Annotated in this window: 22 protein-coding genes; 15 read left to right on the top strand and 7 right to left on the bottom strand. The window is 69.3% G+C overall.

The genetic code is table 11. The annotated features are described in order from the left end of the window. Positions 1 to 36 precede the first annotated feature (36 nt). Both FFS72_RS23300 and FFS72_RS23295 read left to right on the top strand, forming a co-directional pair. Positions 37 to 300: a hypothetical protein gene (locus tag FFS72_RS23300; protein WP_137876169.1), complete on the top strand. Its 264-nt coding sequence runs from the start codon at positions 37 to 39 to the stop codon at positions 298 to 300. 17 nt (positions 301 to 317) lie between these two features. Continuing rightward, positions 318 to 1,061, top strand: a complete 744-nt coding sequence (locus FFS72_RS23295) for an acyltransferase (protein WP_137876168.1) — start codon at positions 318 to 320, stop codon at positions 1,059 to 1,061. Between the two features lie 70 nt (positions 1,062 to 1,131). On the opposite strand, the gene FFS72_RS23290 is transcribed toward FFS72_RS23295, so the two are convergent. From FFS72_RS23290 to FFS72_RS23280, 3 genes are read right to left on the bottom strand one after another with little or no spacing between them, the layout of a single operon-like run. Beyond that, on the bottom strand, positions 1,132 to 2,376 hold the full coding sequence (locus FFS72_RS23290) for a glycosyltransferase family 4 protein (RefSeq protein ID WP_137876167.1): 1,245 nt from the start codon (positions 2,374 to 2,376) through the stop codon (positions 1,132 to 1,134). A 1-nt stretch (position 2,377) separates the two neighbouring features. Next, on the bottom strand, positions 2,378 to 3,940 hold the full coding sequence (locus FFS72_RS23285) for a 1,4-alpha-glucan branching protein domain-containing protein (protein WP_137876166.1): 1,563 nt from the start codon (positions 3,938 to 3,940) through the stop codon (positions 2,378 to 2,380). Next, a complete protein-coding gene (locus FFS72_RS23280) occupies positions 3,937 to 4,728 on the bottom strand; it encodes a class I SAM-dependent methyltransferase (RefSeq protein ID WP_137876165.1) in 792 nt (263 codons plus the stop codon). The genes FFS72_RS23285 and FFS72_RS23280 overlap by 4 nt, the downstream gene beginning before the upstream one ends. Before the next feature lie 232 nt (positions 4,729 to 4,960). On the opposite strand from FFS72_RS23280, the gene FFS72_RS23275 reads away from it, so the two are divergent. From FFS72_RS23275 to FFS72_RS23230, 10 genes are all read left to right on the top strand, one after another. Next, positions 4,961 to 5,746: an electron transfer flavoprotein subunit beta/FixA family protein gene (locus tag FFS72_RS23275; RefSeq protein WP_050067025.1), complete on the top strand. Its 786-nt coding sequence runs from the start codon at positions 4,961 to 4,963 to the stop codon at positions 5,744 to 5,746. 45 nt (positions 5,747 to 5,791) lie between these two features. Next, complete coding sequence (locus FFS72_RS23270; RefSeq protein WP_137876164.1) at positions 5,792 to 6,745, top strand: electron transfer flavoprotein subunit alpha/FixB family protein; 954 nt, start codon at positions 5,792 to 5,794, stop codon at positions 6,743 to 6,745. 143 nt (positions 6,746 to 6,888) lie between these two features. Beyond that, positions 6,889 to 7,659, top strand: coding sequence for a GNAT family N-acetyltransferase (locus FFS72_RS23265; protein WP_137876163.1), 771 nt, complete (start codon positions 6,889 to 6,891; stop codon positions 7,657 to 7,659). Further along, positions 7,656 to 8,537, top strand: coding sequence for a lysophospholipid acyltransferase family protein (locus FFS72_RS23260; protein WP_249353479.1), 882 nt, complete (start codon positions 7,656 to 7,658; stop codon positions 8,535 to 8,537). The genes FFS72_RS23265 and FFS72_RS23260 overlap by 4 nt, the downstream gene beginning before the upstream one ends. Before the next feature lie 83 nt (positions 8,538 to 8,620). Then, a complete protein-coding gene (locus FFS72_RS23255; protein WP_283235447.1) occupies positions 8,621 to 9,928 on the top strand; it encodes a cysteine desulfurase family protein in 1,308 nt (435 codons plus the stop codon). Further along, complete coding sequence (gene mnmA / locus FFS72_RS23250) at positions 9,928 to 11,097, top strand: tRNA 2-thiouridine(34) synthase MnmA (protein WP_171018800.1); 1,170 nt, start codon at positions 9,928 to 9,930, stop codon at positions 11,095 to 11,097. The genes FFS72_RS23255 and mnmA overlap by 1 nt, the downstream gene beginning before the upstream one ends. Continuing rightward, entirely contained in the window at positions 11,094 to 12,116 is a 1,023-nt protein-coding gene (locus FFS72_RS23245) for a methionine synthase (protein ID WP_137876162.1), read from the top strand. Before mnmA ends, FFS72_RS23245 begins: the two co-directional genes overlap by 4 nt. A 14-nt stretch (positions 12,117 to 12,130) precedes the next feature. Then, the gene (locus FFS72_RS23240; RefSeq protein WP_137876161.1) at positions 12,131 to 12,559 is read left to right on the top strand and encodes a DUF1801 domain-containing protein; all 429 of its coding nucleotides are present in this window, start codon (positions 12,131 to 12,133) and stop codon (positions 12,557 to 12,559) included. Between the two features lie 36 nt (positions 12,560 to 12,595). Then, positions 12,596 to 14,677: an NAD-dependent DNA ligase LigA gene (gene ligA / locus FFS72_RS23235; RefSeq protein WP_137876160.1), complete on the top strand. Its 2,082-nt coding sequence runs from the start codon at positions 12,596 to 12,598 to the stop codon at positions 14,675 to 14,677. Positions 14,678 to 14,901: 224 nt separating this feature from the next. Further along, the gene (locus tag FFS72_RS23230) at positions 14,902 to 15,390 is read left to right on the top strand and encodes a GNAT family N-acetyltransferase (RefSeq protein WP_137876159.1); all 489 of its coding nucleotides are present in this window, start codon (positions 14,902 to 14,904) and stop codon (positions 15,388 to 15,390) included. 20 nt (positions 15,391 to 15,410) lie between these two features. On the opposite strand, the gene FFS72_RS23225 is transcribed toward FFS72_RS23230, so the two are convergent. Both FFS72_RS23225 and FFS72_RS23220 read right to left on the bottom strand, forming a co-directional pair. Next, entirely contained in the window at positions 15,411 to 17,765 is a 2,355-nt protein-coding gene (locus FFS72_RS23225; protein WP_137876158.1) for an arylsulfatase, read from the bottom strand. 187 nt (positions 17,766 to 17,952) lie between these two features. After that, positions 17,953 to 18,603: an ACT domain-containing protein gene (locus FFS72_RS23220; protein WP_137876157.1), complete on the bottom strand. Its 651-nt coding sequence runs from the start codon at positions 18,601 to 18,603 to the stop codon at positions 17,953 to 17,955. Between the two features lie 384 nt (positions 18,604 to 18,987). On the opposite strand from FFS72_RS23220, the gene gatC reads away from it, so the two are divergent. The 3 genes from gatC to FFS72_RS23205 all read left to right on the top strand — a co-directional run bounded on the left by gatC (position 18,988) and on the right by FFS72_RS23205 (position 22,344). Beyond that, complete coding sequence (gene gatC / locus FFS72_RS23215) at positions 18,988 to 19,287, top strand: Asp-tRNA(Asn)/Glu-tRNA(Gln) amidotransferase subunit GatC (RefSeq protein ID WP_050067036.1); 300 nt, start codon at positions 18,988 to 18,990, stop codon at positions 19,285 to 19,287. Next, the gene (gene gatA / locus FFS72_RS23210) at positions 19,284 to 20,759 is read left to right on the top strand and encodes an Asp-tRNA(Asn)/Glu-tRNA(Gln) amidotransferase subunit GatA (RefSeq protein ID WP_137876156.1); all 1,476 of its coding nucleotides are present in this window, start codon (positions 19,284 to 19,286) and stop codon (positions 20,757 to 20,759) included. Before gatC ends, gatA begins: the two co-directional genes overlap by 4 nt. A gap of 121 nt (positions 20,760 to 20,880) precedes the next feature. Beyond that, complete coding sequence (locus FFS72_RS23205) at positions 20,881 to 22,344, top strand: flavin-containing monooxygenase (RefSeq protein ID WP_137876155.1); 1,464 nt, start codon at positions 20,881 to 20,883, stop codon at positions 22,342 to 22,344. Between the two features lie 72 nt (positions 22,345 to 22,416). On the opposite strand, the gene FFS72_RS23200 is transcribed toward FFS72_RS23205, so the two are convergent. Beyond that, positions 22,417 to 22,956, bottom strand: coding sequence for a mycothiol transferase (locus tag FFS72_RS23200; protein WP_137876154.1), 540 nt, complete (start codon positions 22,954 to 22,956; stop codon positions 22,417 to 22,419). Further along, positions 22,953 to 25,121: a molybdopterin-dependent oxidoreductase gene (locus FFS72_RS23195; protein WP_137876153.1), complete on the bottom strand. Its 2,169-nt coding sequence runs from the start codon at positions 25,119 to 25,121 to the stop codon at positions 22,953 to 22,955. The genes FFS72_RS23200 and FFS72_RS23195 overlap by 4 nt, the downstream gene beginning before the upstream one ends. Between the last annotated feature and the right edge of the window lie 55 nt (positions 25,122 to 25,176).

Raw genomic sequence — 25,176 nt, 5'->3', positions numbered from 1 at the left:
ATCAATTATTCGCGTGAAGTGTGTTGAAATGTATTCATGGGATCGGCAGTGACGAACGCCGCGACAGCCACGACGCCTGCGATGGATCGCGACGTCGACCACCTCCTGGCAGCGCCCCGCGCCGGCACGGTCATCGTCATCGCACTGATCATCGGCAGCACCGTCCTCGTCGGGGTGCTGACCGGGTCGCCACTCGCCGTCGCCGTGGTGGTGGTGGGTGCGGTCGTAGTCGCGCTGATGCTCAGCGGTCTCGATCACGTCGGGCAAGGCCTGGGCCGTGACCGACCTCACCATGGGTGAACGTAGTCTGTTCCCCTATGACCAGCATGTGGGGCGCTCCGTTGCGCACGAGGTGGCGTGGATCCCGGCGAACCGACCCGGACCAGGCCAAGTTCCTGACCCGTGACTCGTTGCGATGGGTGATCGCGAACAAGGCCTACACGCCGTGGTACCTGGTGCGGTACTACCGGCTTGCCAAGTTCAAGCTCGCCAACCCGCACGTGATCCTGCGCGGCATGGTGTTCCTGGGTAAGCGGGTCGAGATCCACTCCACGCCGGGGTTGTCGCGGCTCGAGATCGGCCGGTGGGTCCACATCGGTGACGGCAACGCGATCCGGTGCCACGAGGGCTCGCTGCGCATCGGCGACAAGGTCGTCTTCGGCAAGGACAACGTCGTCAACACCTACCTCGACATCGAGATCGGTGCCTCGACGCTGGTCGCCGACTGGTGCTACATCTGCGATTTCGACCACCGCATGGACGACGTGAACACGCCGATCAAGGACCAGGGCATCGTGAAGGGCCCCGTCCGGATCGGCCCCGACACCTGGATCGCCGCCAAGGTGACGGTCCTGCGCAACACGATCACCGGGCGCGGCTGCGTCCTGGGCGCGCACGCCGTCGTCAAGGGTGTGGTGCCGGACTACAGCATCGCGGTCGGTGCGCCCGCGAAGGTCGTCAAGAACCGCAAGGAGTCGTGGGAGGCAGGCGCCGAGGATCGGGCGAAGTACATCGCCGCCCTCGAGGACATCGCGCGCAAGAAGGCCGCAGCAGCGGGATAGGCGGCTGCCGCCGCCCGTGAGTCCTGTCGGTCCCGTCACGGGACCGACAGGACTCACGGGCGCGGAATGCCTACCGGCCCGGGAGGGGGCGCTGCGGGATGTCGGGCCGCGCCAGCGGATGCCGGACGCGCCGCTTCGCACTGAGGTACACCTGCGCGGTGTCGAGGGCCACCTGGTGCCAGTCGAAGTCCTCGGTGAGCCGCTCGCGGGCCGCACGCGCCCGTTCCTGTGTGGCGGCGGGATCGTCCAGGGCCTCGCGGACTGCGGACGTCAGCCCGTCGACGTCGCCCGGCTGGAACGACAACCCCGTCGCGCCGTCCACCACCGCCTCGCCGAGGCCACCTGCCGTCGACGTGACGAGCGGCGTTCCCGCCGCCGCCGCCTCGAGCGCGATGATGCCGAACGGCTCGTACCGGCTGGGCAGCACGATGGCGTCGGCACCGTGCAGCCACCCGAGCAGTTCCGTGTGGTCCAGTGAGCCGAGGAAGTTCACCGACCGCAGTACGCGGTGCGTGCGGGCCTGCTCGCGAAGCCACTCGTACTGCGTGCCCTCGCCCGCAACCGCGAGGGTCGTGCCGGGGTGGCTGCGCCTGATCCGGGGCAGGGCGGCGATCACGTCCTGCACGCCCTTCTCGTACTCGAGCCTTCCGACGAACAGCAGTTGCGGCGGCCCCGACCGCGGAGCCCGCTCACGGTACGTCCACGTCGCGACATCGATCCCGTTGCGGATCACGGTGACCGGGGACAGGTTCGGTCCGTAGAGTTCGGTCACCTCGTCCTCCATCGACGCGGAGCAGGTGATGATCGAGTCGGACTCGTTGGCGAGCCACCACTCGACGGAGTGGACCTGGCGGTTGATGGTCCCGGAGAGCCAGCCGCTGTGCCTTCCCGCCTCGGTGGCATGGAGGGTGGACACCAACGGGACGTCGTAGAACTCCGCGAGCGCGATCGCGGGATGCGCGACGAGCCAGTCGTGCGCGTGGACGACGTCGGGCCGCCAGCCGTCGCCGATGCCGGGGCGGGCCAGTCCGATGCCCGCGCGGACCATCGCGTGTCCCATTGCGAGGGTCCACGCGAGCATGTCCTCGCCGAAGACGAAGTGCGCGGGGTCCTCTGCGACCGCGACGACGAGGACGCCGTCGGAGATGTGGGTGATCGTCGGGTGAGTCGACGAGTCGGTTCCGGTCGGCCTGCGCGAGAGCACGACGACTTCGTGCCCCGCCTTGACCAGCTCGGTCGCCAAGTGGTGGACGTGCCTGCCGAGGCCGCCCACGACCACCGGCGGGTACTCCCACGACACGATCAGGACTCTCATCTCAACTCCCTGGGGTGACGTCGTCGGGCAGTCGGCGTGCGTCGAGTCCGGGAAACAGTCCGTCGGCGTGGTTCCAGCCGTCTGCGAGCCGGCCGGCGCGCTCGGGATGCCCGGATGCCACCGCCTCGGCGATTTCCCTGGTGGCGTGTGCGTGCTTGTGGGCCCGCTCGCGGGCGTATCCGGCGGCGGAGTCCTTGCTCACCATGAATGCCCAGTCGCTCTGGACGGTCATGATCGCCTCGCGCAGGATCTGGTCGTTGACGCGGTCGCGCAGTTCCGGACGTCCCGGCGCGCGGGCACTGCCCCGGGCCTTGTCGACGGTATCGAGGGCGGTCTCCACGACCTCGGAGTTGAGCTGGACGAGGTCGGAGACCTGGTCGCCTGCCCACACCCGCCAGTCCTTGCCGCTGCCCCACGACGAGTCGGCGAGTTGCACCGGCTCGCCGACGTACCCGTCGGCGCGGGCCTGCGCGAGGGTGCCGACGCGCACACCCGCCTCGGGCAGCGCACGCAGTACCTTCTCCAGCCACTGCGGGCCCTCGAACCACCAGTGTCCGAACAGTTCGGTGTCGAATGCGGCGACGACGAGGGCGTCCCGCCCGGTGCGCGCACGCTCGCTGCGGATCCGGTCGACGACGGTGTCGACGAAGTCTTCGACGTGCTTGTCGATGGCCGCGGCCGCGAGCGCGGGGTCGTAGGGGGCCTTGTCCTTCGAGTCGACGGTCTTCCCGGTGACCCGCGACGGCTTGAGGCCGGTGTCGTGGTCGTAGGTGTGGAAGTCGCGGTAGGCGGGGTGGCCCGGGTAGCCCGACTTCGGCGACCACACCCGGTACGAGACCTGCAGGTCGCGGCCGAACGCCACGACGTCGGATTCGCGGACCGGGCGGCCCACCGAGGTGTCGCCGCGCAGTGACGGTCCGTCGACCATGAAGTGGGTGATCCCGGCTTCGGCGTACTCGCGTTCCATGCCGGGGGTGTACCCGCACTCGGGTGCCCAGATGCCGGAAGGCTTGGTGCCCCAGCGCATCTTCGCGTCCTCGAGTCCCTCCGCGAGCTCGAAGCGGCGCAGGCGCGGGTGCAGGAGCGGCTGGAACGGGTGCGCGAGCGGTCCACCGAGTAGTTCGATCGTTCCGGCGTCCACGAACTTTCGCAGGACGGGCGACGCGCCGTGCGCCCACGACTGTTCGAACTCGGCGAGGGACTGCGCGGCGAGCCGGTGCTCGCGGGCGCCCAGTTCGCGTCGGGCGTCGTCCGGCATCAGCGCGGCCTCGTGCGAGCGGAGCTGCCAGTTGCCGAGCCAGTGGTGCATGCCGGACAGGCTGTGCGGGTCGTCGAGCATCGCCGCGAGCACCGGGGTGATACCGAGCGTCAGCAGGTTCTGCCTGCCCTCGTCCGCGAGGGTGCGCAGGACCCGGCTCAGCGGCAGGTAGCAGGCTGCCCACGACTGGTAGAGCCACTCCTCGCCGACCGGCCACCGGCCGTGATTCGCCAGCCACGGCAGGTGCGAGTGCAAGACCAGGGCGAACATGCCCGGCTGCTGCTCGGTGGCGCGTGGCGTGGTCATTCCTTGGCTTCCGGTTTGCGGGCGATCGCGACGAGGTCGAGGCTGGCGTCGATGTCGGCCGGGTCGAGGGAGAAGTCGTCGACGGTGATCGACTCCACGTCGCGGACCAGGTCGTCGGGCCAGGGCTCGCCTGCGAGGGCGCGGTCGATCTGTGCGTCGATGAACGAGCCACCATGGGCGGCGTCGAGGTCGCGCAGCCGCGGGCCGTGGTGCACGCCCGTCATGGTCGTCACCTCGAAACCGGCCTGTTCGAGCAGTTCGGTGAGTTCCGCCGCGTTGAGTTCACGGGTGTGGAACGGGTTGAGCGGCGTGTCGCGACCGGGGGAGAAGGTGATCCGGTTCGGGGTGCTGATCAGCAGCTCGCCGCCGGGCGCCAGGACCCGGAAGCACTCGGCGAGGAACTGTGCCTGATCCCACAGGTGCTCGATGACCTGGAAGTTGACGACGGTGCCGACGCTCGCGTCGTCCAGCGGCAGATCCGCGAGGTTGCCCTGTCGCATGTCGATCCGCGGATAGCGGGCGCGCACGTGTTCAACGGCGGAGGTGTCGTAGTCGAGGCCGATGACGAGTTCGGCGACGTCGGCGATCATGTTGGCGCCGTAGCCTTCTCCGGACCCGGCTTCGAGGACGACACGACCGGCGCAGCGTCCGAGGAGTCGCTGGTAGACCACCTCGTGGCGGCGGAACCAGTAGTTCTCCTCGGCGATGCCGGGGACGGTGCGCTCGCCCGTGAGGGGCAGAGGCGCATGATCGTCGGTCGCGGCGGTCGGAACAGATGTGTCACTCACCGCTGCGAGATTACTGCCACATGTTCCAGTGCGTGCCGGGGTGGTCCAGATCACAGCGGATCAGCCGCCTTTCGGTCTTATGGTGAAGGTGATTCCCCGCTAAGTTACCCGCCAGTAGCTTAGCGTGTTGTAATCTGGCGCACGGTCATCGTGCGAAGTAGATGAATACCCGAGAGCTCGGCCACCGCGGAGCCGCTCGCTGAGAACTGACACAGGAGGTCGACGAAGACCCATGACGAACATCGTCGTTTTGATCAAGCAGGTTCCCGATACCTGGTCCGAGCGCAAGCTCACCGACGGTGACTTCACGCTCGACCGTGAGGCCGCGGATGCCGTGCTCGACGAGATCAACGAGCGCGCCGTCGAGGAAGCCCTGCTCATCAAGGAGGCCCAGGGCGGCGAGGTGACCGTGCTGTCCGCCGGTCCCGACCGCGCCACCGACGCCATCCGCAAGGCGCTGTCCATGGGTGCCGACAAGGCCATCCACCTCAACGATCCCGCGCTGCACGGCTCCGACGCGATCCAGACCTCGTACGCGCTGGCCGCTGCGCTCGGTCAGATCGAGGGCGTCGAGCTGGTCATCGCAGGCAACGAGGCCACCGACGGCCGCGCAGGCGCTGTCCCCGCGATCATCGCCGAGTACCTCGGCCTGCCGCAGCTGACCCACCTGCGCAAGCTGACCATCGCCGACGGCAAGGCCACCGGCGAGCGCGAGACCGACGAGGGCGTCTTCGCGCTCGAGGCTCCGCTGCCCGCGATCGTCTCGGTCACCGAGAAGATCAACGAGCCGCGCTTCCCGTCCTTCAAGGGCATCATGGCCGCGAAGAAGAAGGAGGTGCAGGTCCTCACGCTCGCCGAGATCGGCCTGGACCCGTCCATCTTCGGTGTCGCGAACGCCGCGACCACTGTCACCGCGTCCACCCCGAAGCCCCCGCGTACCGCTGGTGAGCGTGTGACCGACGAGGGTGAGGGCGGCAACCAGATCGCGTCCTACCTGGTCGGTCAGAAGATCATCTGATTCGCGCCCCCCATCAGCAGAAACACACGTAGGAGATAGAAAGCAATGGCTGAAGTACTCGTGCTCGTCGAGCACGCCGAGGGCGCGCTCAAGAAGGTCAGCACCGAGCTGATCACCGCCGCCCGTGTTCTGGGTGAGCCCGCCGCCGTCGTCGCCGGTCCCGCCGGCACCGCGGACAAGCTGCAGGACGCCCTCGCCGCCGCAGGTGCCGCGAAGGTCTACGCCGCCGAGTCCGACGACATCGACGGCTACCTGATCACGCCGAAGGTCGACGTCCTCGCCTCGCTGGTCGAGTCCGTCTCCCCGGCCGCGGTCCTCACCGCTGCCTCGACCGAGGGCAAGGAGGTGTCCGGTCGTCTGGCCGCGCGCATCGGCTCCGGTCTGCTCGTCGACGTCATCGACGTCAAGGCCGACAGCGCCATCCACTCCATCTTCGGTGGCGCGTTCACCGTCGAGGCCAAGGCGAACGGTGAAGTTCCGGTCATCTCGGTCCGTCCGGGTGCCATCGAGGCGCAGCCGCAGGCCGGCGCCGCCGAGCGCGTCGCGGTCGAGGTCCCGGCTCAGGAGGAGAACGCCGTCAAGGTGACCTCCCGTCAGCCGATCGTCGGTGGCGACCGCCCCGAGCTCACCGAGGCGACCGTCGTCGTCTCCGGTGGTCGTGGTGTCGGTTCCGCGGACAAGTTCTCGGTCGTCGAGGAGCTCGCCGACGCGCTCGGTGCCGCTGTCGGCGCCTCGCGTGCCGCCGTCGACTCGGGTTACTACCCGGGCCAGTTCCAGGTCGGTCAGACCGGTAAGACGGTCTCCCCGCAGCTGTACATCGCCCTCGGTATCTCCGGCGCGATCCAGCACCGCGCGGGCATGCAGACCTCGAAGACCATCGTCGCGGTCAACAAGGACGAAGAGGCCCCGATCTTCGAGATCGCGGACTACGGCATCGTCGGCGACCTGTTCAATGTCGCTCCGCAGCTGACCGAGGCCGTCAAGGCTCACAAGGGCTGAGTGCCCGCTGCTCCACGATGAGGGGAACCCTCGCCCGGTCCGACCGGGCAAGGGTTCCCCTCACCCGTTTCTTCACCGGGTCGCCGCCGACATGACACCGCAGCGACGGCGGGGCGCCGCCAACGCGGTCGACGCTTCGTGCCATGACCACTGTCGAGGTCCGGGCCGCGGCCCGTTACACACTGCTGGTGTCCTCGGATCGTGAGCACCGTGAAGCCGCGCAGCGACTGCGGCACAGCGTGTTCGCCACAGAGCCCGGGTTCACGCCGTCCGCCGATGCGGGCGGCCTCGATACAGATCGTTTCGACGAGCACTGCGACCACCTGCTGGTTCGCGACGAGATGACCGACGAGACCGTCGGCTGCTACCGAATCCTCACTCCCGACGCGGCCAGATCGGCCGGAGGGCTGTACACCGCAACCGAATTCGACGTCACCGCACTCGACCCGCTGCGATCAGACCTCGTCGAACTCGGCCGCGCCTGCGTCCACCCCGACCATCGCAGCGGCACCGTCCTCGGTCTCATGTGGGCCGGGATGCTCAACTATCTCGACCTCACCGGCCACCGGTGGGCGATCGGGTGTGTGTCCGTGCCGATGCGCCTCGGCCCCGACGAGGTCGCGGGCGCGAACGTCCGCGGGGTTCGCGACCGCCTGCTCGCGGATCACGCGAGCGCACCCGACCGGAGGGTGCGTCCCCTGCGTCCCGTTCCCGGCCTCGACGCCCTCGAGCCGCCCGCGAAACCCGTTCTGCCGCCGCTGATGCGCGGCTACCTGCGCCTCGGCGCGAAGATCTGCGGCGAGCCCGCCCACGACCCCGACTTCGGCGTGGCCGACTTCGTGGCGTTGATCGGCATGGATGACGTCGACGAGCGGTACCTCCGCAGGCTGCGGTCGGCGGTGAACGCACGATGAGCCATCAGTGGATGCCCGCGAGTCCGTGCACGGACACCTGTCATTCGGCTTACGTGCGCGCGGGGGCGGTCGCAGTCGCACTGCGGTACGTCGCGCTGGTGGCGACCGCGGCAGTGGCGGTGCTGCTGCCGCTCGCCGTCGTACTCCCGGCGCCCCGGCGGCGAGGGGTGCACCGCCGGTACATGCTGATGGTGCTCCGGGCGTTCGGCGTCCGCGTACAGGTCAGCGACGAACGGGGTCCGGCCGGCGAGCCGGGGCGCGGGGTCCTGGCGGTGGCCGGGCACGTCTCCTGGCTGGACGTGCTGGTGCTGAACTCGGTCGATCACGGTGAGTACGTCGCCCGTGCCGACCTGCTGGACTGGCCGTTGATCGGGCGTCTCGCGCGTCGCGTCCGCGTCGTTCCCATCGACCGGGGGCGGCTACGCGATCTCCCGGGGGTCGTCGACGAGGCCGCCGAACGGCTACGAACCGGCACCCGCGTCGTCGCGTTCCCCGAGGGCACCACCTGGTGCGGGCGAGCGTACGGACGGCTGCGGCCCGCGCTGTTCCAGGCCGCCGTCGACTCGGGAGCCGCGGTGGAGCCGATCGAACTTCGGTACGTGCGCGGGGACGGCACGACCGAGACGGGTGTGTGCTTCGTCGGCGAGCAGACGCTCCTGGCCAGCCTGCGGCGGACGATCCACCTGCCGGGCGTGATCGCCGAGGTCCGGCGCGGACCGTTGCAGGAGCCGGGCGTGGACCGACGGGAGCTGGCCGAGCGATGCGAGCGGGTCGTGCACGGTGGGCACAGACGCGAGCGCGAGGTGGACGTGTTGTTGGCGTCGGCGCACGTGGGATCGGTCGCTGTCGTCGATCGGAGGCCGGTCCCGGTCCAGTAGGACAGGAGTGTCGACGGGTTCGGGTCCGACCAGCGTGGTGGCCGTCGGGGCCACCGCCACTGACCCGCTATCCTGGTCGGGTCATGACTTCGTCCCACCCCCCTCTCGCCGGAGCCGGTGATTCGGATCGCGCACCCTCGGCGCGGTCGGGTTCCGCGCACCCGGCTCGCGCCGCCTACCTCGATCACGCCGCGACCACGCCGATGTTGCCGGAGGCGATCGCCGCGATGACCGACGTACTTGCGACGGTGGGGAACGCGTCGTCGCTCCACGGATCGGGGCGCGCCGCGCGGCGCCGCGTCGAGGAGTCACGCGAGTCGATCGCCGCCGACCTGGGCGCCCGGCCCTCCGAGGTGATCTTCACCTCGGGTGGCACCGAATCCGACAACCTCGCGGTCAAGGGCATCTACCGGGCCCGCCGGGATGCCGATCCGCGTCGTCGGCGCGTCGTCACCAGCACGGTCGAGCATCACGCGGTACTCGACGCGGTCGAGTCGCTTGCCGCGCACGAGGGTGCCGAGATCGTGTGGCTCCCCGTTGACGAGTACGGCGCAGTGGACCCTGCCGACCTGCGCCGCGAACTTGCCGCGCATCCCGACGAGACCGCACTGGTCACTGTGATGTGGGCGAACAACGAGGTCGGAACGATCATGCCGATCTCCGACCTGGCCGCGATCGCCGCCGAGTTCGACGTCCCGATGCACAGCGACGCGGTTCAGGCGGCGGCGCAGCTGCCGGTCGACTTCGCCGCGAGTGGTCTGTCGGCGCTCAGCATCGCGGCCCACAAGTTCGGTGGCCCGCATGGATCCGGTGCCCTCCTGCTCGGCAGGCAGGTGCCGTGCGCGCCGCTGCTGCACGGCGGCGGGCACGAGCGAGATCTGCGCGCGGGCACCCTCGACACCGCTGCGGTGGTTGCCACCGCGACGGCGCTGCACACGGCCGTCGACCACCGCGAGGACACGACCGCCGATCTAATTCGGTTGCGGGACAGGCTGATCGACGGAGTTCAGGCCCTGGTGCCGGACGCCGTTCTGAACGGGCCGGTCGGCCCGAACCGGCTGCCGGGCAACGCCCACTTCACCTTCCCGGGCTGTGAGGGCGACTCGCTGTTGATGCTGCTCGACGCGGCAGGTGTCGAATGTTCGACCGGTTCGGCCTGCACCGCCGGTGTCGCGAGCGCGAGCCACGTGCTGATCGCGATGGGTGTCGACTCGCGGGTGGCGCGGGGCTCTCTGCGTTTCTCGCTGGGCCACACGTCCACCGACGCCGACGTCGACGCCCTGCTGAGGGCGCTGCCCCAGGTCGTGGAGCGGGCGCGCGCTGCCGGGTTGGCGGGTGCGAGGTCGCGTCGGGTCACGAGCACGGTCCAGAGCACAGGAGGGACGCGCTGATGCGGGTACTGGCGGCAATGAGCGGTGGGGTGGACTCGGCGGTGGCGGCGGCACGCGCGGTCGAGGCCGGGCACGAGGTCGTCGGCGTGCATCTGGCGCTGTCGACGGCCCCGGGCGCCCTCCGCACCGGTTCACGTGGCTGCTGCTCGAAGGAGGACGCCGGTGACGCCCGTCGTGCGGCGGACATGCTCGGAATCCCCTTCTACGTCTGGGATTTCGCGGACCAGTTCAAGGAAGACGTCATCGACGACTTCGTCGCGGCCTACGCGGCGGGTGAGACCCCCAACCCCTGCCTGCGCTGCAACGAGAAGATCAAGTTCGCAGCGCTCGCGGACCGCGCGATCGCACTCGGTTTCGACGCCGTCGTCACCGGTCACTACGCGCAGCTCGACGACGGCGTGCTCCGGCGAGCGGTCGACGCGGACAAGGACCAGTCCTACGTTCTCGGGGTCCTGACCGCCGAGCAGCTGTCGCGGGCGATGTTCCCGGTCGGGGACACCCCGAAGCCGCAGATCCGCGCCGAGGCCGCCGAACGCGGACTGGCGGTGGCGGACAAGCCGGACAGCCACGACATCTGCTTCATCCCGTCCGGCGACACGCGCGCGTTCCTCGGAGCGAAGATCGGCATCCGTCCCGGCAAGGTCGTCGACGCCGACACCGGCGCCGAACTCGCCGATCACGAGGGTGTGCACGGCTTCACGATTGGTCAGCGCAAGGGACTCGGAGTGGAGGGGCCCGCCGCGGACGGCCGTCCCCGGTACGTCACCGCGATCGAGCCCGACACCGGAACGGTGAAGGTCGGTTCGGCGGAACGTCTGCAGGTGTGGACGATTCGCGCGGATCGCCCGATCTGGACGTCGGGGTCGGCGCCCGCGGGGCCCATCGAATGCACCGTGCAGGTGCGTGCGCACGGCGGACTCGCCGAGGCGATCGTCGAGGAGGTCGACGGTGGCCTGGACATTCGGCTGCGGGAGCCGCTGACCGGTGTCGCGAGGGGTCAGGCCGTGGTGCTGTATCGCCGCGACGCGGCAGGCGACGTCGTGCTCGGCAGCGGCACCATCGCCGGCACCGGCAGTGTCGACGGGCCCGGCACCGCCGGCAGTGTCGACGAGCCCGGCACCGCCGGCAGTGTCGACGAGCCCGGCACCGCCGGCAGTGAATCACGTTGACGGAGAATGGTTTTCCCGTCGGTGTCGCGACGGGGATCGGGTCGTGGCCGGGCGACGACGCTCGCGAGGCCGCGGCGGTCGTGGTTGGGGAGCTGCCGCGATTGCCGCACCTTGTCGAACTTCCCGGCCGGGGTATCGGCGCCGACATGATCGGCCGCGCCGCCGCGCTGCTCGTCGATCTGCCCCTGGACACCTCGACCACCGGATATCGCGTGGCGCAGCGCCCGGGCCCGGTCACCCGCGCCGCCCGCGACCATCTCGCCCGCGACCTCGACGCCCTCGAGGAGGCGTGGGAGGTCGCCGGTCGCCGCGGAACCGATCAGCCGGTGAAGGTGCAGGCCGTGGGTCCGCTGACGCTGGCGTCGCAGGTCGAGTTGTTCGGCGGGCATCGTGCACTCACCGATTCCGGCGCGGTCCGCGATCTGGCGGAGTCGTTGGCCGAGGGTGTCCGCGCGCACGTCGCGGAGGTGCAGCGCAGGCTCGGTTCGCCCGTGCTCGTGCAGTTCGACGAGCCGGGGCTGCGTGGGGTGCTCGACGGGTCGCTGACCGGGGTCTCGATCCTGCAGGCGCCGCGAGCACTGCCCGAGCCGGAGGCGCTCGCCGTGCTCCACGACGCGATCGAGGCCGTCGGAGTTCCGGTGCTCGTGCACTGCTGCGCCGCATCCCCGCCCCTGGACCTGCTCCGGCGCAGCGGCGCCGCGGCGATCGGCATCGACGTCAGCGTGCTGAGCGCCGCCGATCTCGACGGGGTGGGCGAGCTCTTCGAGGACGGTCTGACCGTGGCGCTGGGGCTCGTCCCCACCGCCGCACCGGAGCGGGTTCCGGGGTGGCGGGATCTGGCACGCCCCGCGGTGACACTGGTCGACCGGCTCGGATTCCCGCGCACGACACTCGCCGATCGGGTCGTCGTCACGCCCACCTGCGGGTTGGCCGGGGCAAGCGCGCAGTGGTCGCGCCAGGCCCTCCGTGCGGCATCCGAGGTCGCCCGCGCGTTCGCCGAGGGCGCGGAGTTCGACTGACATACCCTGACGTGATGGTCGACCAGGCAGTGCAGGCGTTTCTGGGCCGGGTGACGCATCGCGTGCGCAGGCGGGACGCCGCGACGCTGCTCGCCCTCATGGAGTCGGCGACCGGCGAGCAGGCCGCGATGTGGGGTCCGTCGATCGTGGCCTTCGGTATGTACCACTACAAGTACGAGAGTGGACGTGAGGGCGATGCACCCGCGGCCGGATTCTCGCCGCGCAAGGCGGCGTCGACGGTCTATCTGGCCGACGGCGTCGATGCGCACCCGGACCTCGTCGGGCGCCTCGGACCGCACACGTCCGGAGTCGGGTGCCTCTACATCAAAGACCTGGACAACATCGACCTCGGCATCCTCGAACAACTCGTGGCCCGGTCGTACACCGCGGTCACCGCGGGAACCTACGGCTTACGGGCGCGCGACGGAGGCGTCGGCTCCTGACCCGGTGGTGTCGGTGGCCTGGGATAGCCTTTTCCCGTGACGGAGAACGGGACACCGACCGCAGCCGAACGCGACGAGTGGCAGCGCCTCGCGGAAGAGGTGCGCGAGCACCAGTTCCGCTACTACGTCAAGGACGCACCCACCATCAGCGACGGTGAGTTCGACGCCCTGCTCCGGCAGTTGACCGACCTCGAGGAGCGTCATCTCGAGCTGCGTACCCCGGACTCGCCCACGCAGTTGGTCGGAGGCGGATTCGCAACGGAATTCACCGCGGTCGATCACCTCGAGCGAATGCTCAGTCTGGACAACGTGTTCGACGAAGCGGAACTGCGTACCTGGATCTCCCGCGTCGAGGCCGAGACGGGGCCAGACCTGCACTACCTGTGCGAGGTGAAGATCGACGGCGTCGCGCTGAGCCTGGTGTACGAGAACGGAAAGCTGGTGCGGGGCGCCACCCGCGGCGACGGTCGCACGGGCGAGGACGTCACCCTCAACGCCCGCACCATCGACGACATCCCGCACATCCTCACGGGAACCGACGAGTACCCGGTACCCGCGCTTCTCGAGGTGCGCGGTGAGGTGTTCTTCAGACTCGAGGACTTCGAGGCGCTCAACGCCTCGCTCGTCGCGGAGGGCAAGGCGCCGTTCGCCAATCCCCGCAACTCCGCCGCGGGTTCGCTGCGGCAGAAGAATCCCGCGGTCACCGCGAAGCGGCGGCTCGGGATGATCTGCCACGGCATCGGCCGCACCGAGGGTTTCGACCCGGTCAGTCAGCACGACGCCTACACCGCGCTCGCTGCATGGGGACTGCCCGTCTCGACGCACACGGCGCGGGTGCAGGGCGCCGACGCGGTCGTCGCCAAGGTCGCGTACTGGGACGAGCACCGGCACGATGTCGAGCACGAGATCGACGGCCTGGTCGTCAAGGTCGACGAGATGTCCCTGCACCGCAGGCTCGGTGCCACGTCGCGGGCGCCGCGGTGGGCCACCGCCTACAAGTACCCGCCGGAGGAGGCCACGACCAAGCTCCTCGACATCCGGGTCAGCGTCGGGCGCACCGGGCGGGTCACCCCGTTCGCGTACATGGAACCGGTCACGGTCGCCGGGTCCACCGTGTCCCTCGCGACCCTGCACAACGGGTCCGAGGTCAAGCGCAAGGGTGTCCTGATCGGCGACACCGTCGTCATCCGCAAGGCCGGCGAGGTGATCCCCGAGGTGCTCGGGCCGGTCGTGGACGTGCGCGACGGAACCGAACGCGAGTTCGTCATGCCGACGCACTGCCCCGAGTGCGGAACGGAGCTGGCGCCCGCGAAGGAGGGCGATGCCGACATCCGATGCCCCAATCAGCGCTCCTGCCCGGCGCAGCTACGCGAACGGGTGTTCCACGTCGCCGGTCGCGGCGCATTCGACATCGAGGTCCTCGGCTACGAGGCGGCGACCGCGCTGCTCGAGGCGGGCGTCATCCAGGACGAAGGCGACCTGTTCTCGCTCACCGCCGACGATCTGATGAAGACGTCGCTGTTCACCACCAAGGCCGGCGCCCTGTCGGCGAACGGGAAGCGATTGCTCGACAATCTGGACTCGTCGAAGACGAAGCCGCTGTGGCGGGTGCTGGTCGCGCTGTCGATCCGGCACGTCGGCCCGACCGCGGCCCGTGCGCTCGCCGGGGAGTTCGCGAGCCTGGAACGGATCGAGGCTGCCTCGGTCGACGAACTCGCCGCCGTCGATGGTGTCGGCGGCACCATCGCGGCCGCGGTCGTCGAGTGGTTCGCCGTCGACTGGCACCGCGACATCGTCGAGAAGTGGCGTGCCGCAGGGGTGTCCATGGAGGACGAGCGGGACGCCTCGATCGAACGAAACCTGGAAGGGTTGTCGATCGTGGTGACCGGATCACTGGAGGGCTTCACCCGCGACGGCGCGAAGGAGGCGATCCTGCAGCGGGGAGGAAAGGCTGCCGGGTCGGTGTCGAAGAAGACGGCGTTCGTGGTCATCGGTGACGCCCCGGGGTCGAAGGCGGACAAGGCCGAGCAACTCGGTGTCCCGATCCTCGACGAGGCGGGTTTCGTGCGGCTGCTCGAGGGTGGTCCCGACGCGGTGTCCGAACCCGGATCCGAGTAGCTACACGGCCTCGTGCGGGTCTTCGGGTCGTGGTGAACATCACTGTCGAGGGTGGCTGTGAGGGTAGTTGCCTGCCTGTGTCCTGAACCGGAACTTCCCTCGAACTGCCTGGTCATCGGAGTGTTCGGCGAGGTTGTGATGTAACTGGGGATGCGCCGACCGAGTCGTTCGCGCCCGTTACCACGGGCTTGAGGGAAACGCGAGCGAGCTGCGATAGTGACGCCATGATCACGATCCGCCCCGCCGAGCCCACCGACTTCGACACCGTCGCCGACCTGACCGTCGAGTCCTACGTGAGCGGTGGCTTCGTTGCGGAGGCGAGCGCCTACGTCCAGCGACTGCGGGACACCGCCGGACGATCCGACCAGGCCGAGGTCGTCGTCGCCGAGCTCGACGGCGAGGTCGTCGGGTCGGTCACCATCGCGGAGCCGGGGACACCGTTCTCGGACGTCGCGACGGACGGCGAACTCGAGTTCCGCATGCTTGCCGTCTCACCGGCCGCGCGCGGACGGGGTGCAGGATCGGCACTCGTGCGGCACGTACTCGACGCCGCCTACGACCGCGGCCTGCACGCCGTGGTCATCTCGACGGAGCCGGAGATGGTCGACGCCCGCCGCATCTACGACCGCAACGATTTCGTGCACATGCCCGAACGTGACTGGGAGCCGGTCCGCGGCATGTCGCTGACCGTGCTGGTGCGCGAGATCGTCTGACCCGCCCGCGCCCGAGCGGGTCAGTCGAGCACGAACCACCCCCGCACCTGCGCCTCGTGGTCGACGTATCGCTCCCCGGAGACGTCCACGACGACCTTGTCGATGGTGCCGCCGGTGAACGCGAACGGTGCCTCGTACTCCGGCGTGACCGGTGAGGCGCTGTCCCTTCCGACGCAGATGCCGTCGCCCACGATGTTGAAGGGCCCCGGCTGGGTGACGATGTCACCCGAACCGACCTCCTCGTCGTCCACGTACAGCGTGAGCGTCCCGGCGAATCCCGGCATCGCGGGATCCGGGTTCGCGCCCGCAGCGGAGAACTCGGCGGTGCACACGTGCGCGCCCGGGCCGATGTCGCGATCGGCGGCCACGTCGCGGACGTCGCTCCCCAGCCAGTTGAAGGCGTAGTGCAGGCGGTGATCCTTGATGTACAGGCTGTGGCCGCCCGCGACACCTCCGTGCGCATACAGGACGCCCCGCGCGTCCGCGTCGTCCACCCGCACGCCGGCCGCGATCGTGTACGACCGTCCGGTGATCCGCACCCCAGCGGACTCGGGAACGTCGGTGCTGTCCGGGTAGTAGACGTACCGGTCCCGGCCGCTGCCTGCGTGCGGGCGTTCCGCGAGAACCTGCTCGATGGGACTTCGGTCGTCGAGCGGGAGCCCGTTGTATCGGCCCGCGTAGTAGAACCACAACCCCTGCATCATCGCCAGGCGCTCGGGCTCGTCGTCCGCGAGGTTCCTGGTCTGTGAACGATCGGTGTCGAGGTGGAACAGTTCCCACTCGTCGCGTTCGAAGCGGCCCCACCCCGACAGGGGCGGATGGAGCGAACACGCCAGCCAGCCTTCGTGATACAGCGAGCGCTGCCCGAGCATCGTGTAGAACTGCGTCGTCTTGGCCGGTGCGTTCGGGTCCGTGAGGGTCGCGGCGAAGCTCTCGCCTTCGATCGGGTTCTGGGTGTAGCCCTTGAGTACCGCGGGCGGCTCGATGCCCAGCAGTTCGTAGAGCGTGGGCACGACGTCCACCGCGTGCACGTACTGCTGCAGCGGCTCGCTGCGCGGGGGGACCTTCGCGGGCCATGCGAGCAGGCACATGTCCGCGACACCGCCCTCGTAGCCGGCCCAGCGCTTCCAGTACGGGAAAGGTGTGTCGAACGCCCATGCCCACCCCGTGTTGTAGTGGTTGTACGACCGCGGTCCACCCAGTTCGGCGAGGTGCGGGAGGGTGCTCTCGGTGGTGTCGGGTACTCCGTTGAAGAACCGCCACTCGTTGAACGACCCGTTCGGACCGCCCTCACCGCTGGCGCCGTTGTCGGACACCACCACGATGATGGTGTTCTCGAGCTGGCCGGATTCCTCCAGATGGTCGATCACGCGGCCGAGTTGGTGGTCCGTGTAGGAGACGTACCCGGCGAACACCTCGGCCATCCGGGTGAACAGGCGCTTCTCGTCATCGTCGAGGGTGTCCCAGGGCCGCACCGTGTCGAGGATCGGCCACAGCTGCCCGTCCGGTCCCGTGGCGTCCGGTTCTCCGTGGGGGTTGATCGAGGACAGTTCCGTGTCCGGAGGTAGGAGGCCGATCTCCTTCTGGCGCAGCAGGATGCCGTCCCGGATGGCTTCGTAGCCGTCGTCGAAGACGCCGCGGTAGCGATCGGCCCACTCCGCGAAGACGTGGTGCGGCGCGTGCGCGGTCTCCGGCGCGAGGTACAGGAAGAACGGCTTGTCGGGATCGACCGCCTTGGCGTCGCGGATGAACTCGATCGAATGGTCGGCGAGGTCCTTCGCCAGGTGGTAGCCCTGTTCGGGAGTTCCCGGTGGCTCGATCGGATGGTTGTCGTAGACCAGGTCGGGGTACCAGCTGCTGGACTCGCCGCCGAGGAATCCGTAGAACCGCTCGAATCCCCGGCCGAGCGGCCACCTCGTCTTGACCGCCGACATGTTCGTCTCCTCGCCGGGCGTGAGATGCCACTTCCCGACGCAGTAGGTGTTCCAGCCGTTTTCCGCGAGCACCTCCGAGACGAAGCCGTTCTCGAACGGGATGTGGGTGGAGATCCCGGGGAACCCGGACCCCAGCTCGGTGACGGTGGCCATGCCGTTCGTGGTGGCGTTGCGGCCGGTGAGCAGCGAGGCCCGGGTCGGCGAGCACAGCGCGGTCGTGTGGAAGTTCGAGTAGCGCACACCCGCCCGGGCGATGCGTTGCATGGTGGGCGTTTCGACCGGGCCACCGAAGACGTCCATGGTGCCGTATCCGACGTCGTCCCAGACGATCATGAGCACGTTCGGTGCGCCCTCGGGTGCCCGGCGCGGCAGGTACGGGGTCCAGTCCGGGACCGAGTCCCGGATGTCGACGGTGATCTTCCCCCGGTGGTTCGTGGACATGGTGCCCTCCCAGTCGTGGGTGGTCACCGGCCGAGGCCGAACGGAACGCGCCGACCACAGCGTGCCCCGACCGGCCGGCTCGAGCGCGTACCGGTCAATCCTCGCCGCTCACGTCCGCGATGTCCACGGCCGTTCCGTCAGCCCGAACGGCGAGCCGTTCCGTTAGCCCGAACGGCGAGCCGTTCCGTTAGCCCAGCACGGTCGCGACGATGCCTGCGAGGTAGCCGAGCCGGGCGATCTCGGACGGGCGGAATTCCGGTCCACCGGACCGCCCGAGGAGGAGCGCCCGGTCGGACACGCCGAGCGGCGCCGCGGCGAGTGTGGTGTCCATGTCCTTCCAGACGTCCGGCACCCAGTCGGCGCTGCCGTCGAGAATCGTCGGCTTCTCCAACGGCATCCACGGCACGTCGCCCGCGTGGGTTTCCGGTGCGCCCACACTGCCGACGACCCGGAACGTTCCGTGCGGGCCGATTCCGGCGACGATTGCCCAACTCACCCGCAGCACGCGGGCAGCCCCGTCGACGAGAACCTGCATCCGGTCGTCGCGCGCGGTGGCGACCTGGTCGATCAGTTCCAGCTCGCGATGGGTGTCGAGGAGTCCGGTGTACGGCCGGATCGAGTCGACCCGCACTCCGTCGAGCGCCTCCGCCGCGGTGAAGAGCGTGTCCGGCAGCGAGCCGTGCCCCAATTCGACGACGAGGTCGTCGACGGCGTATCCGTCGCCCCGCTCGACCACGTCGAGGGAGAGGATGTCCGCGCCCACCGACCCGAGCGCGACGGCGAGCGAGCCCAGGCTGCCAGGTCGGTCGGGTAGCTGGACACGCAGTAGGTATGACACGGAAGTCCTTCTGTCACGATCGAGTTGTCATGGCGAGCGGGTGGTTCGGTGCGCCCGCGGCGCCCATCCTTCCACTCCCGACGGGTCAGCGTGTCGGCGAATCCGAAGTCCTTGCGGGGAAAGCCCAGCTCATTCGGAAAATCGTCACGCGGCCGACATGCGCGCGCCCCCGACCGGAAACGAACGCGATCGGAAACGAACGCGACCGACGTGAAGGTGCCCGAGGCTTCGCCCGAGGAGTGACGTGGAGTTGCCCGAGGCTTCGCCCGAGGAGTGGGGTTGAGACGGGGTCGCGGGCGTCGGGCGGCGCTGGGTGCGAGACGTACGACGGCAGCCGATAGGCTGGACGACATCGTTCTTCGCCGACCTGAAAGGGGCCCACGGGTGCCTGCCATCTCCCGCGACGAGGTTGCACACCTCGCCCGGCTGTCCCGGCTCGCGCTGTCCGACGCAGAACTCGACGAGTTCGCCGGTCAGCTCGACTCGATCATCAGCCACGTCAAGACCGTCGCAGAGGTCGCCGCGGACGACGTGCCGCCCACCGCGAACCCGACCGCGCTGAGCAACGTGACCCGACCGGACGTCGTCGTCCCCGGCCTGACGCCGGAGCAGGCACTGTCCGGTGCCCCTGCCGTCGAGCAGGATCGTTTCGCCGTCCCGCAGATCCTCGGAGAAGAGCAGTGACCGCCGACCTGACCGCGCTCGACGCGTCCACCCTCGCGACGAAGATCCACGCCCGCGAGGTGTCCTCGGTCGAGGTCACCCAGGCACATCTCGACCGCATCGCGTCGGTCGACGGCGAATACAACGCCTTCCTGCACGTCTCCGGTGAGTCCGCGCTCGCGGCGGCCCAGCGCGTCGACGCCGCCTTGGCCGCGGGGGAGGCGCCCGCGTCACCGCTGGCCGGCGTTCCCCTCGCTCTCAAGGACGTCTTCACCACCACCGACGCGCCGACCACCTGCGGATCGAAGATCCTCGAAGGCTGGGTGGCGCCGTACGACGCGACGCTGACGACCCGCCTTCGCGACGCGGGCATCCCGGTCCTCGGCAAGACGAACATGGACGAGTTCGCGATGGGCTCGTCCACCGAGAACTCGGCGTACGGCCCGACCCGCAACCCGTGGGACACGACCCGCATCCCGGGCGGTTCCGGCGGCGGCAGCGCGGCGGCGCTCGCGTCGAACCAGGCGCCGCTCGCCATCGGCACCGACACCGGCGGATCGATCCGTCAGCCTGCGGCCGTCACCGCGACTGTCGGCACCAAGCCCACCTACGGCACGGTCTCCCGCTACGGTCTCGTCGCCTGCGCCTCGTCCCTCGACCAGGGCGGCCCCTGCGGCCGTACGGTGCTCGACACGGCGCTGTTGCACGAGGTGATCGCCGGCTACGACCCCCGCGACTCCACGTCGATCGACGCTCCGGTTCGCCCGGTCGTCGAGGCCGCACGCGCGGGCGCCACCGGCGACCTCAAGGGTGTGCGTGTCGGTGTCGTGAAGGAACTCCACTCCGACAGCTACCAGCCCGGTGTCATCGCCTCCTTCGATGCCGCGGTCACGCAGCTGAAGGAGCTCGGTGCCGAGGTCGTCGAGGTGTCGTGCCCGAGCTTCGAGTACGCACTCGCGTCCTACTACCTGGTGCTGCCCAGTGAGGTGTCCTCGAACCTCGCGCGCTTCGACGCCATGCGGTACGGCATGCGGGTCGACGACGGCAACATGAGCGCCGACCAGGTGATGGCCGCGACCCGCGCTGCCGGCTTCGGCAAGGAAGTCAAGCGCCGCATCATGATCGGCACCTACGCGCTGTCGTCGGGTTACTACGACGCCTACTACGGCTCGGCGCTCAAGGTCCGGACGCTCATCGCCCGCGACTTCGATGCCGCGTACGAGAAGGTCGACGTGCTCGTCTCGCCGACCAGTCCGTTCACGCCGTGGAAGCTGGGGGAGAAGGTCGACGACCCGCTGGCGATGTACCTGTCCGACCTGTGCACCCTGCCGACGAACCTCGCGGGACACTGCGCGATCTCGGTGCCGTCGGGGCTGTCCGCGGACGACGGACTGCCGGTGGGACTGCAGATCATGGCGCCCGCACTCGCGGACGAGCGGCTGTACCGTGTCGCCGCGGCCTACGAGGTGGCACGCGGGCCGATCACCCGCTGACGTGACGCCGTTCGGCCCGGGAACCGCAGATGCGGGTCCCGGGCTGTTCGCGTTTTCGGACCGGAGCGCGGTGAGCGGGGGCTAGGCTCCCGACACGAGGTCGGCGTGAGGGGGCACGGGTATGGGTCAGCCGTCGGTGACGATCGTGGGCGCGGGATTCGGGGGGATCGCCCAGGCGATCGCGTTGCGGCGAGCCGGATTCCGGAATGTCACGATCCTCGAGCGAGGCGACGACGTCGGTGGCGTGTGGCGGGCGAACACCTATCCGGGGGCCGCGTGCGACGTCCCCTCGCCGCTGTACTCGCTGTCCACCGACCCCAACCCGGACTGGCCACGGCGTTATTCGGAGCAACCCGACATCCTGGCCTACCTTCGCCGCGTGGCGGACACCCGGGGACTCCGCGAGTCGATCCGGTTCGGTGTCGACGTCGCCACCGCCAAGTTCGACGACAGCGCCAACCGGTGGGCTCTGACCACGACGGCGGGCGAGGTGATCGAGACCGACGTCCTGGTCACCGCGGTCGGTCAACTGTCGCAGCCGGCGGTGCCCGACATCGAGGGGCGGGACACCTTCCGCGGACCCGCATTCCACTCGGCCGAGTGGGATCACGACGTCGATCTCGCGGGCAAGAGCGTCGCGGTGATCGGAACCGGTGCGAGCGCGATCCAGTTCGTACCTGCGATAGCGCCGGTGGTCGAGCAGCTGACCGTCTTCCAGCGGTCGGCGGCATGGGTGGTGTCCAAGCCCGACAGCGTGTTCGGTCCGCGCCGGCGCGCGCTGTTCCGGGCGGTACCCGCGACGCTCGGCGCCGAGCGGTTGGGCACCTGGAGCTACTTCGAACTCATCACGTTCACGCTGAGAATGCGGAAGATGGGCGCTCTCACCCGTCTTCTCGCGCGACGCCACCTCAGGAAACAGGTCGTCGACCCGGGTCTGCGTGCCGCGTTGACCCCGGACTACGAGCCGTGGTGCAAGCGGTTGCTGTTCTCGGACGACTACTACCCGGCACTCGCTCGGGACAACGCGTCACTGGTCACCGCGTCGATCGACCGCATCGAGCCGGACGGTGTCCGGACGGCGGACGGCACGTTGCACCCGGCCGATGTCATCGTCTACGGAACAGGTTTCGCGGCAACCGATTTCCTCTCCCCGATGGAGGTGCGAGGCCGCGCCGGTCGATCGCTGGCCGACGAGTGGGTGAAGGGTGCGCGGGCCTACCTGGGCATCACCACCGCCGGATTCCCCAATCTCTTCATGATGTACGGGCCGAACACGAACCTCGGGTCGGGGTCCATCGTGTACATGCTCGAATCGCAGGCCCGCCACATCACGGGCCTGGTGTCCTGGCTGGCGGAACACCCCGGGCACGCGGTCGAGGTCGATCCCGCGGTGGAGGACCGGTTCAATGCCCGGATTCAGAAGGAACTCGACCGTTCCGTGTGGAGCAGGTGTTCGAGCTGGTACCGCAATGCGTCCGGGACGGTCACCACGAACTGGCCGGGGAACGTCAGCACGTACCGTCGCCGCACGCGGCGCGTCGACCGCGCCGACTATCGGCTCCGCGCTCCCAACGGTTCGTGGTGAACGAGGAGGCGGCGAGCTCGGTGAGGGCGCTGTCCACCTGCTGGCGGGTCAGCACGTCCCGCGACGGCGATGCTAACCAGCTTCAGGCCCGGTTTCGAACAGTCCCCGCACGTACGAGGCCTGGCCGAGGTGCTGCAGGCAGTCGCCGATCACGCTGACGAGGCGGACGGACACCGTCACGGGTGGGTCCCACCGACGGTCGACGACGCGGTCGAGTTCGCCGAGGGTGAGCTCGTCGACGTATTCGAGCGTCGCCAGGTGGACGTCGCCGTGATAGGCGGCGAGCAACTGCGCGTCCGCGTGAACGGCTGCGACGTCTGCGCTTCTGTGCCCGTATCCGATGTCGGCAGCAGGAAACGGGAGCGCGAACCGTTCCCGCCAGCCTCGCGAGGTCCACGCCTGCTCCATGTCCGCGGCATCGCTCACGTGGTCGTCCTGCACTCGGGTCAGATGCCAGACCAGCCAGGCAATCGAGTTCGCGTGCGGGCCGGGACGGTACTCGGACATCCGCGGTGTCAGTCCGTCCGTGACCGCTACGACCAGTTCTCGGATCCTCTCGAAGTGATCCCGGAGGATGTCGCGGGCGGCCCCCGGATCCACGGGCGTGCTCATGGTGCACTCGCGGCGGTGACGTTCACCATCGTGGCGTTCACCGCGGCATTGCCGGTGAAGGTGTCCGTCACCTTCGGGTCGTGCAGCAGGTTGACGTTCGCGCCGGGATGGGCTGCCGCCGTGGACCAGCCGACCCCCTTCTCGTCGTGGCCCCAGCCGTGCGGGATGGCGACCGTGCCGACGCGGATCTCGTCGCTGACCTCGACCGGGACCTCGATGTGTCCGATCCTCGACCGTACCGTCACCGGTTGCCCGTCGACGAGGGCGCGGGACGTGGCGTCGTCGGGGTGCATCAGGACCGTGCATCGATCACGGCCCTTGACCATCGTCGGAATGTTGTGCAGCCACGAATTGTTCGATCGCAGGTGCCTGCGGCCGATGAGCCGTAGGTCGAATTCCGTTCCCTCCGCGACGGTCTCGTCAGCGCCGAGCAGGAGACGGGTCTCGGCGACGAACTCCTCGGGTGCCAGATGGAGACGTCGATCGCTCGTGGCGATGAGCGAACGAAGCCGTGGCTGGAGCGGACCGAGATCGATACCGCCGGGAGTACGGCGAATCTTGCTCAACGTCAGCCCCTTCCGCCCCCGGCGCAGCGGACCGTGCGGACCGGTCAACACGCCGAGCGCACCCAATCGCAGCGGGCTGATCCGATCGATCACGCTGCGGAGCGGGCGGATGAGCAGCGATCGGAACGGGACGGGGACGACCTCGAGTGCGAGGCGGGCCAGGATCTGCCAGTCCTCGAGTGAATCGGGCCGCGGCTCGAAAACCCGATCGTTGAAGCGCGCGTTGTTCCGGACGGAGAAGACCGGGAACAGGAAGTCGAACTCCTCTCGCTCGAGATGCGAGATCGGAGGCAGCACGACGTCCGCGTGCCGGGACGTTTCGGTGAGGTACATGTCGACCGCGACGAAGAAGTCGAGGCTCTCGAGGGCGTCGTCGAGGCGTCCACCCTGGGGGGTCGACAGCACCGGATTGCCCGCGTAGGTCACGAGCGCGCGAACCGGTCCCGGCGAGCTCGGCGAGTCACCGAGGATCTCGTCGGCGAGGCCGACGACCGGCAGTTCCGTGCGGAACGACTTGTGCTCGCCGCGGCGGTTCGTCCAGCGTCCGTATCCCGAGCCGAGCAGCCGAACGAGTCGCGCCGCGTCGATGGGCGGTGTCGCGTACATCTGCCCACCGGGTCGGTCGAGGTTCCCGGTGACCGCGTTGAGCGTGTTGACCAGCCAGTGTGTGAGGGTTCCGGTCACCTGGTGACATACCCCGATGCGGGCGTATGCGACCGCCGACCCGGCGGCTGTGTGGTCGCGCGCGAGGCGCCGGATCGTGTCGGGATCGACGCCGGCCCGCGGGGCCATTTCCTCCGGGGTGCACGGTGTCACCAGGTCGACGAGTTCCTGCCAGCCGGAGACCGGGACGGTCGCCTGCGGGGGAGTGCGGTCGTCGGTCACGATCGTGTGCAGCATCCCGAGCAGCAGGAACGGGTCGCCGCCCGGCCTGATCGCGACGTGTTCGTCGGCGATCCGAGCCGTTTCCGTGCGCCGCGGATCGACGACCACGACGGTGCCGCCGCGGCGCCGGATCGCGCGAATGCGGCCACGGGCGTCGGGCATCGTCGTCACCGACCCGTTGGACACCGCCGGGTTCGCTCCGAGGATCAGGAGCCTGTCGGTGCGGTCGACGTCCGCGATCGGCATGAGCACGTTCGAGCCGTACATCTTCCACGCCGCGAACTCCTGCGGGAACTGGTCGATCGAGGAGGCGGAGTAGAACTGCTTGGTGAGCAGCGCGACGCGGAGCGCGATGCCGTAGATCACCGACGAACTGTGGGCGGCCGGGTTACCGAGGTACATCGCGACCGCGTTTCGGCCGTGCCTGCGTTGGATCGCTCGGAGTCGCTCCCCGATGAACGCGAACGCCTCGTCCCAGCCGATCTCCTCGAATCCGTCCCCGACCCGGCGCAGCGGACGGCGCAACCGGTCCGGGTCGCTGTGCAGGTCGGCCAGAGCGGTGGCCTTCGGGCAGACGTAGCCGTGCGAGAGTACGTCGTCGGGATTGCCCTCGATCCGGGTGACCTTGTCGTTGTCGACGGTCACGAGGATCCCGCAGTGCGCCTCGCAGAGCGTGCACTGCCGGGCGACGACGGAATGTGTGGACGATGACATGAGCGGCCCCCTCCGCGGTGCTGACCGGAAACTAGCACCGAGGAGGGGGTACTGA

This window comes from Rhodococcus sp. Q (genome assembly GCF_005503035.1).
In the GTDB taxonomy this organism is placed as follows: Bacteria; Actinomycetota; Actinomycetes; order Mycobacteriales; family Mycobacteriaceae; genus Rhodococcus_G.
Note: the sequence above shows the minus strand (reverse complement) of the source record. Positions and strands in the feature narration are given on the sequence as shown.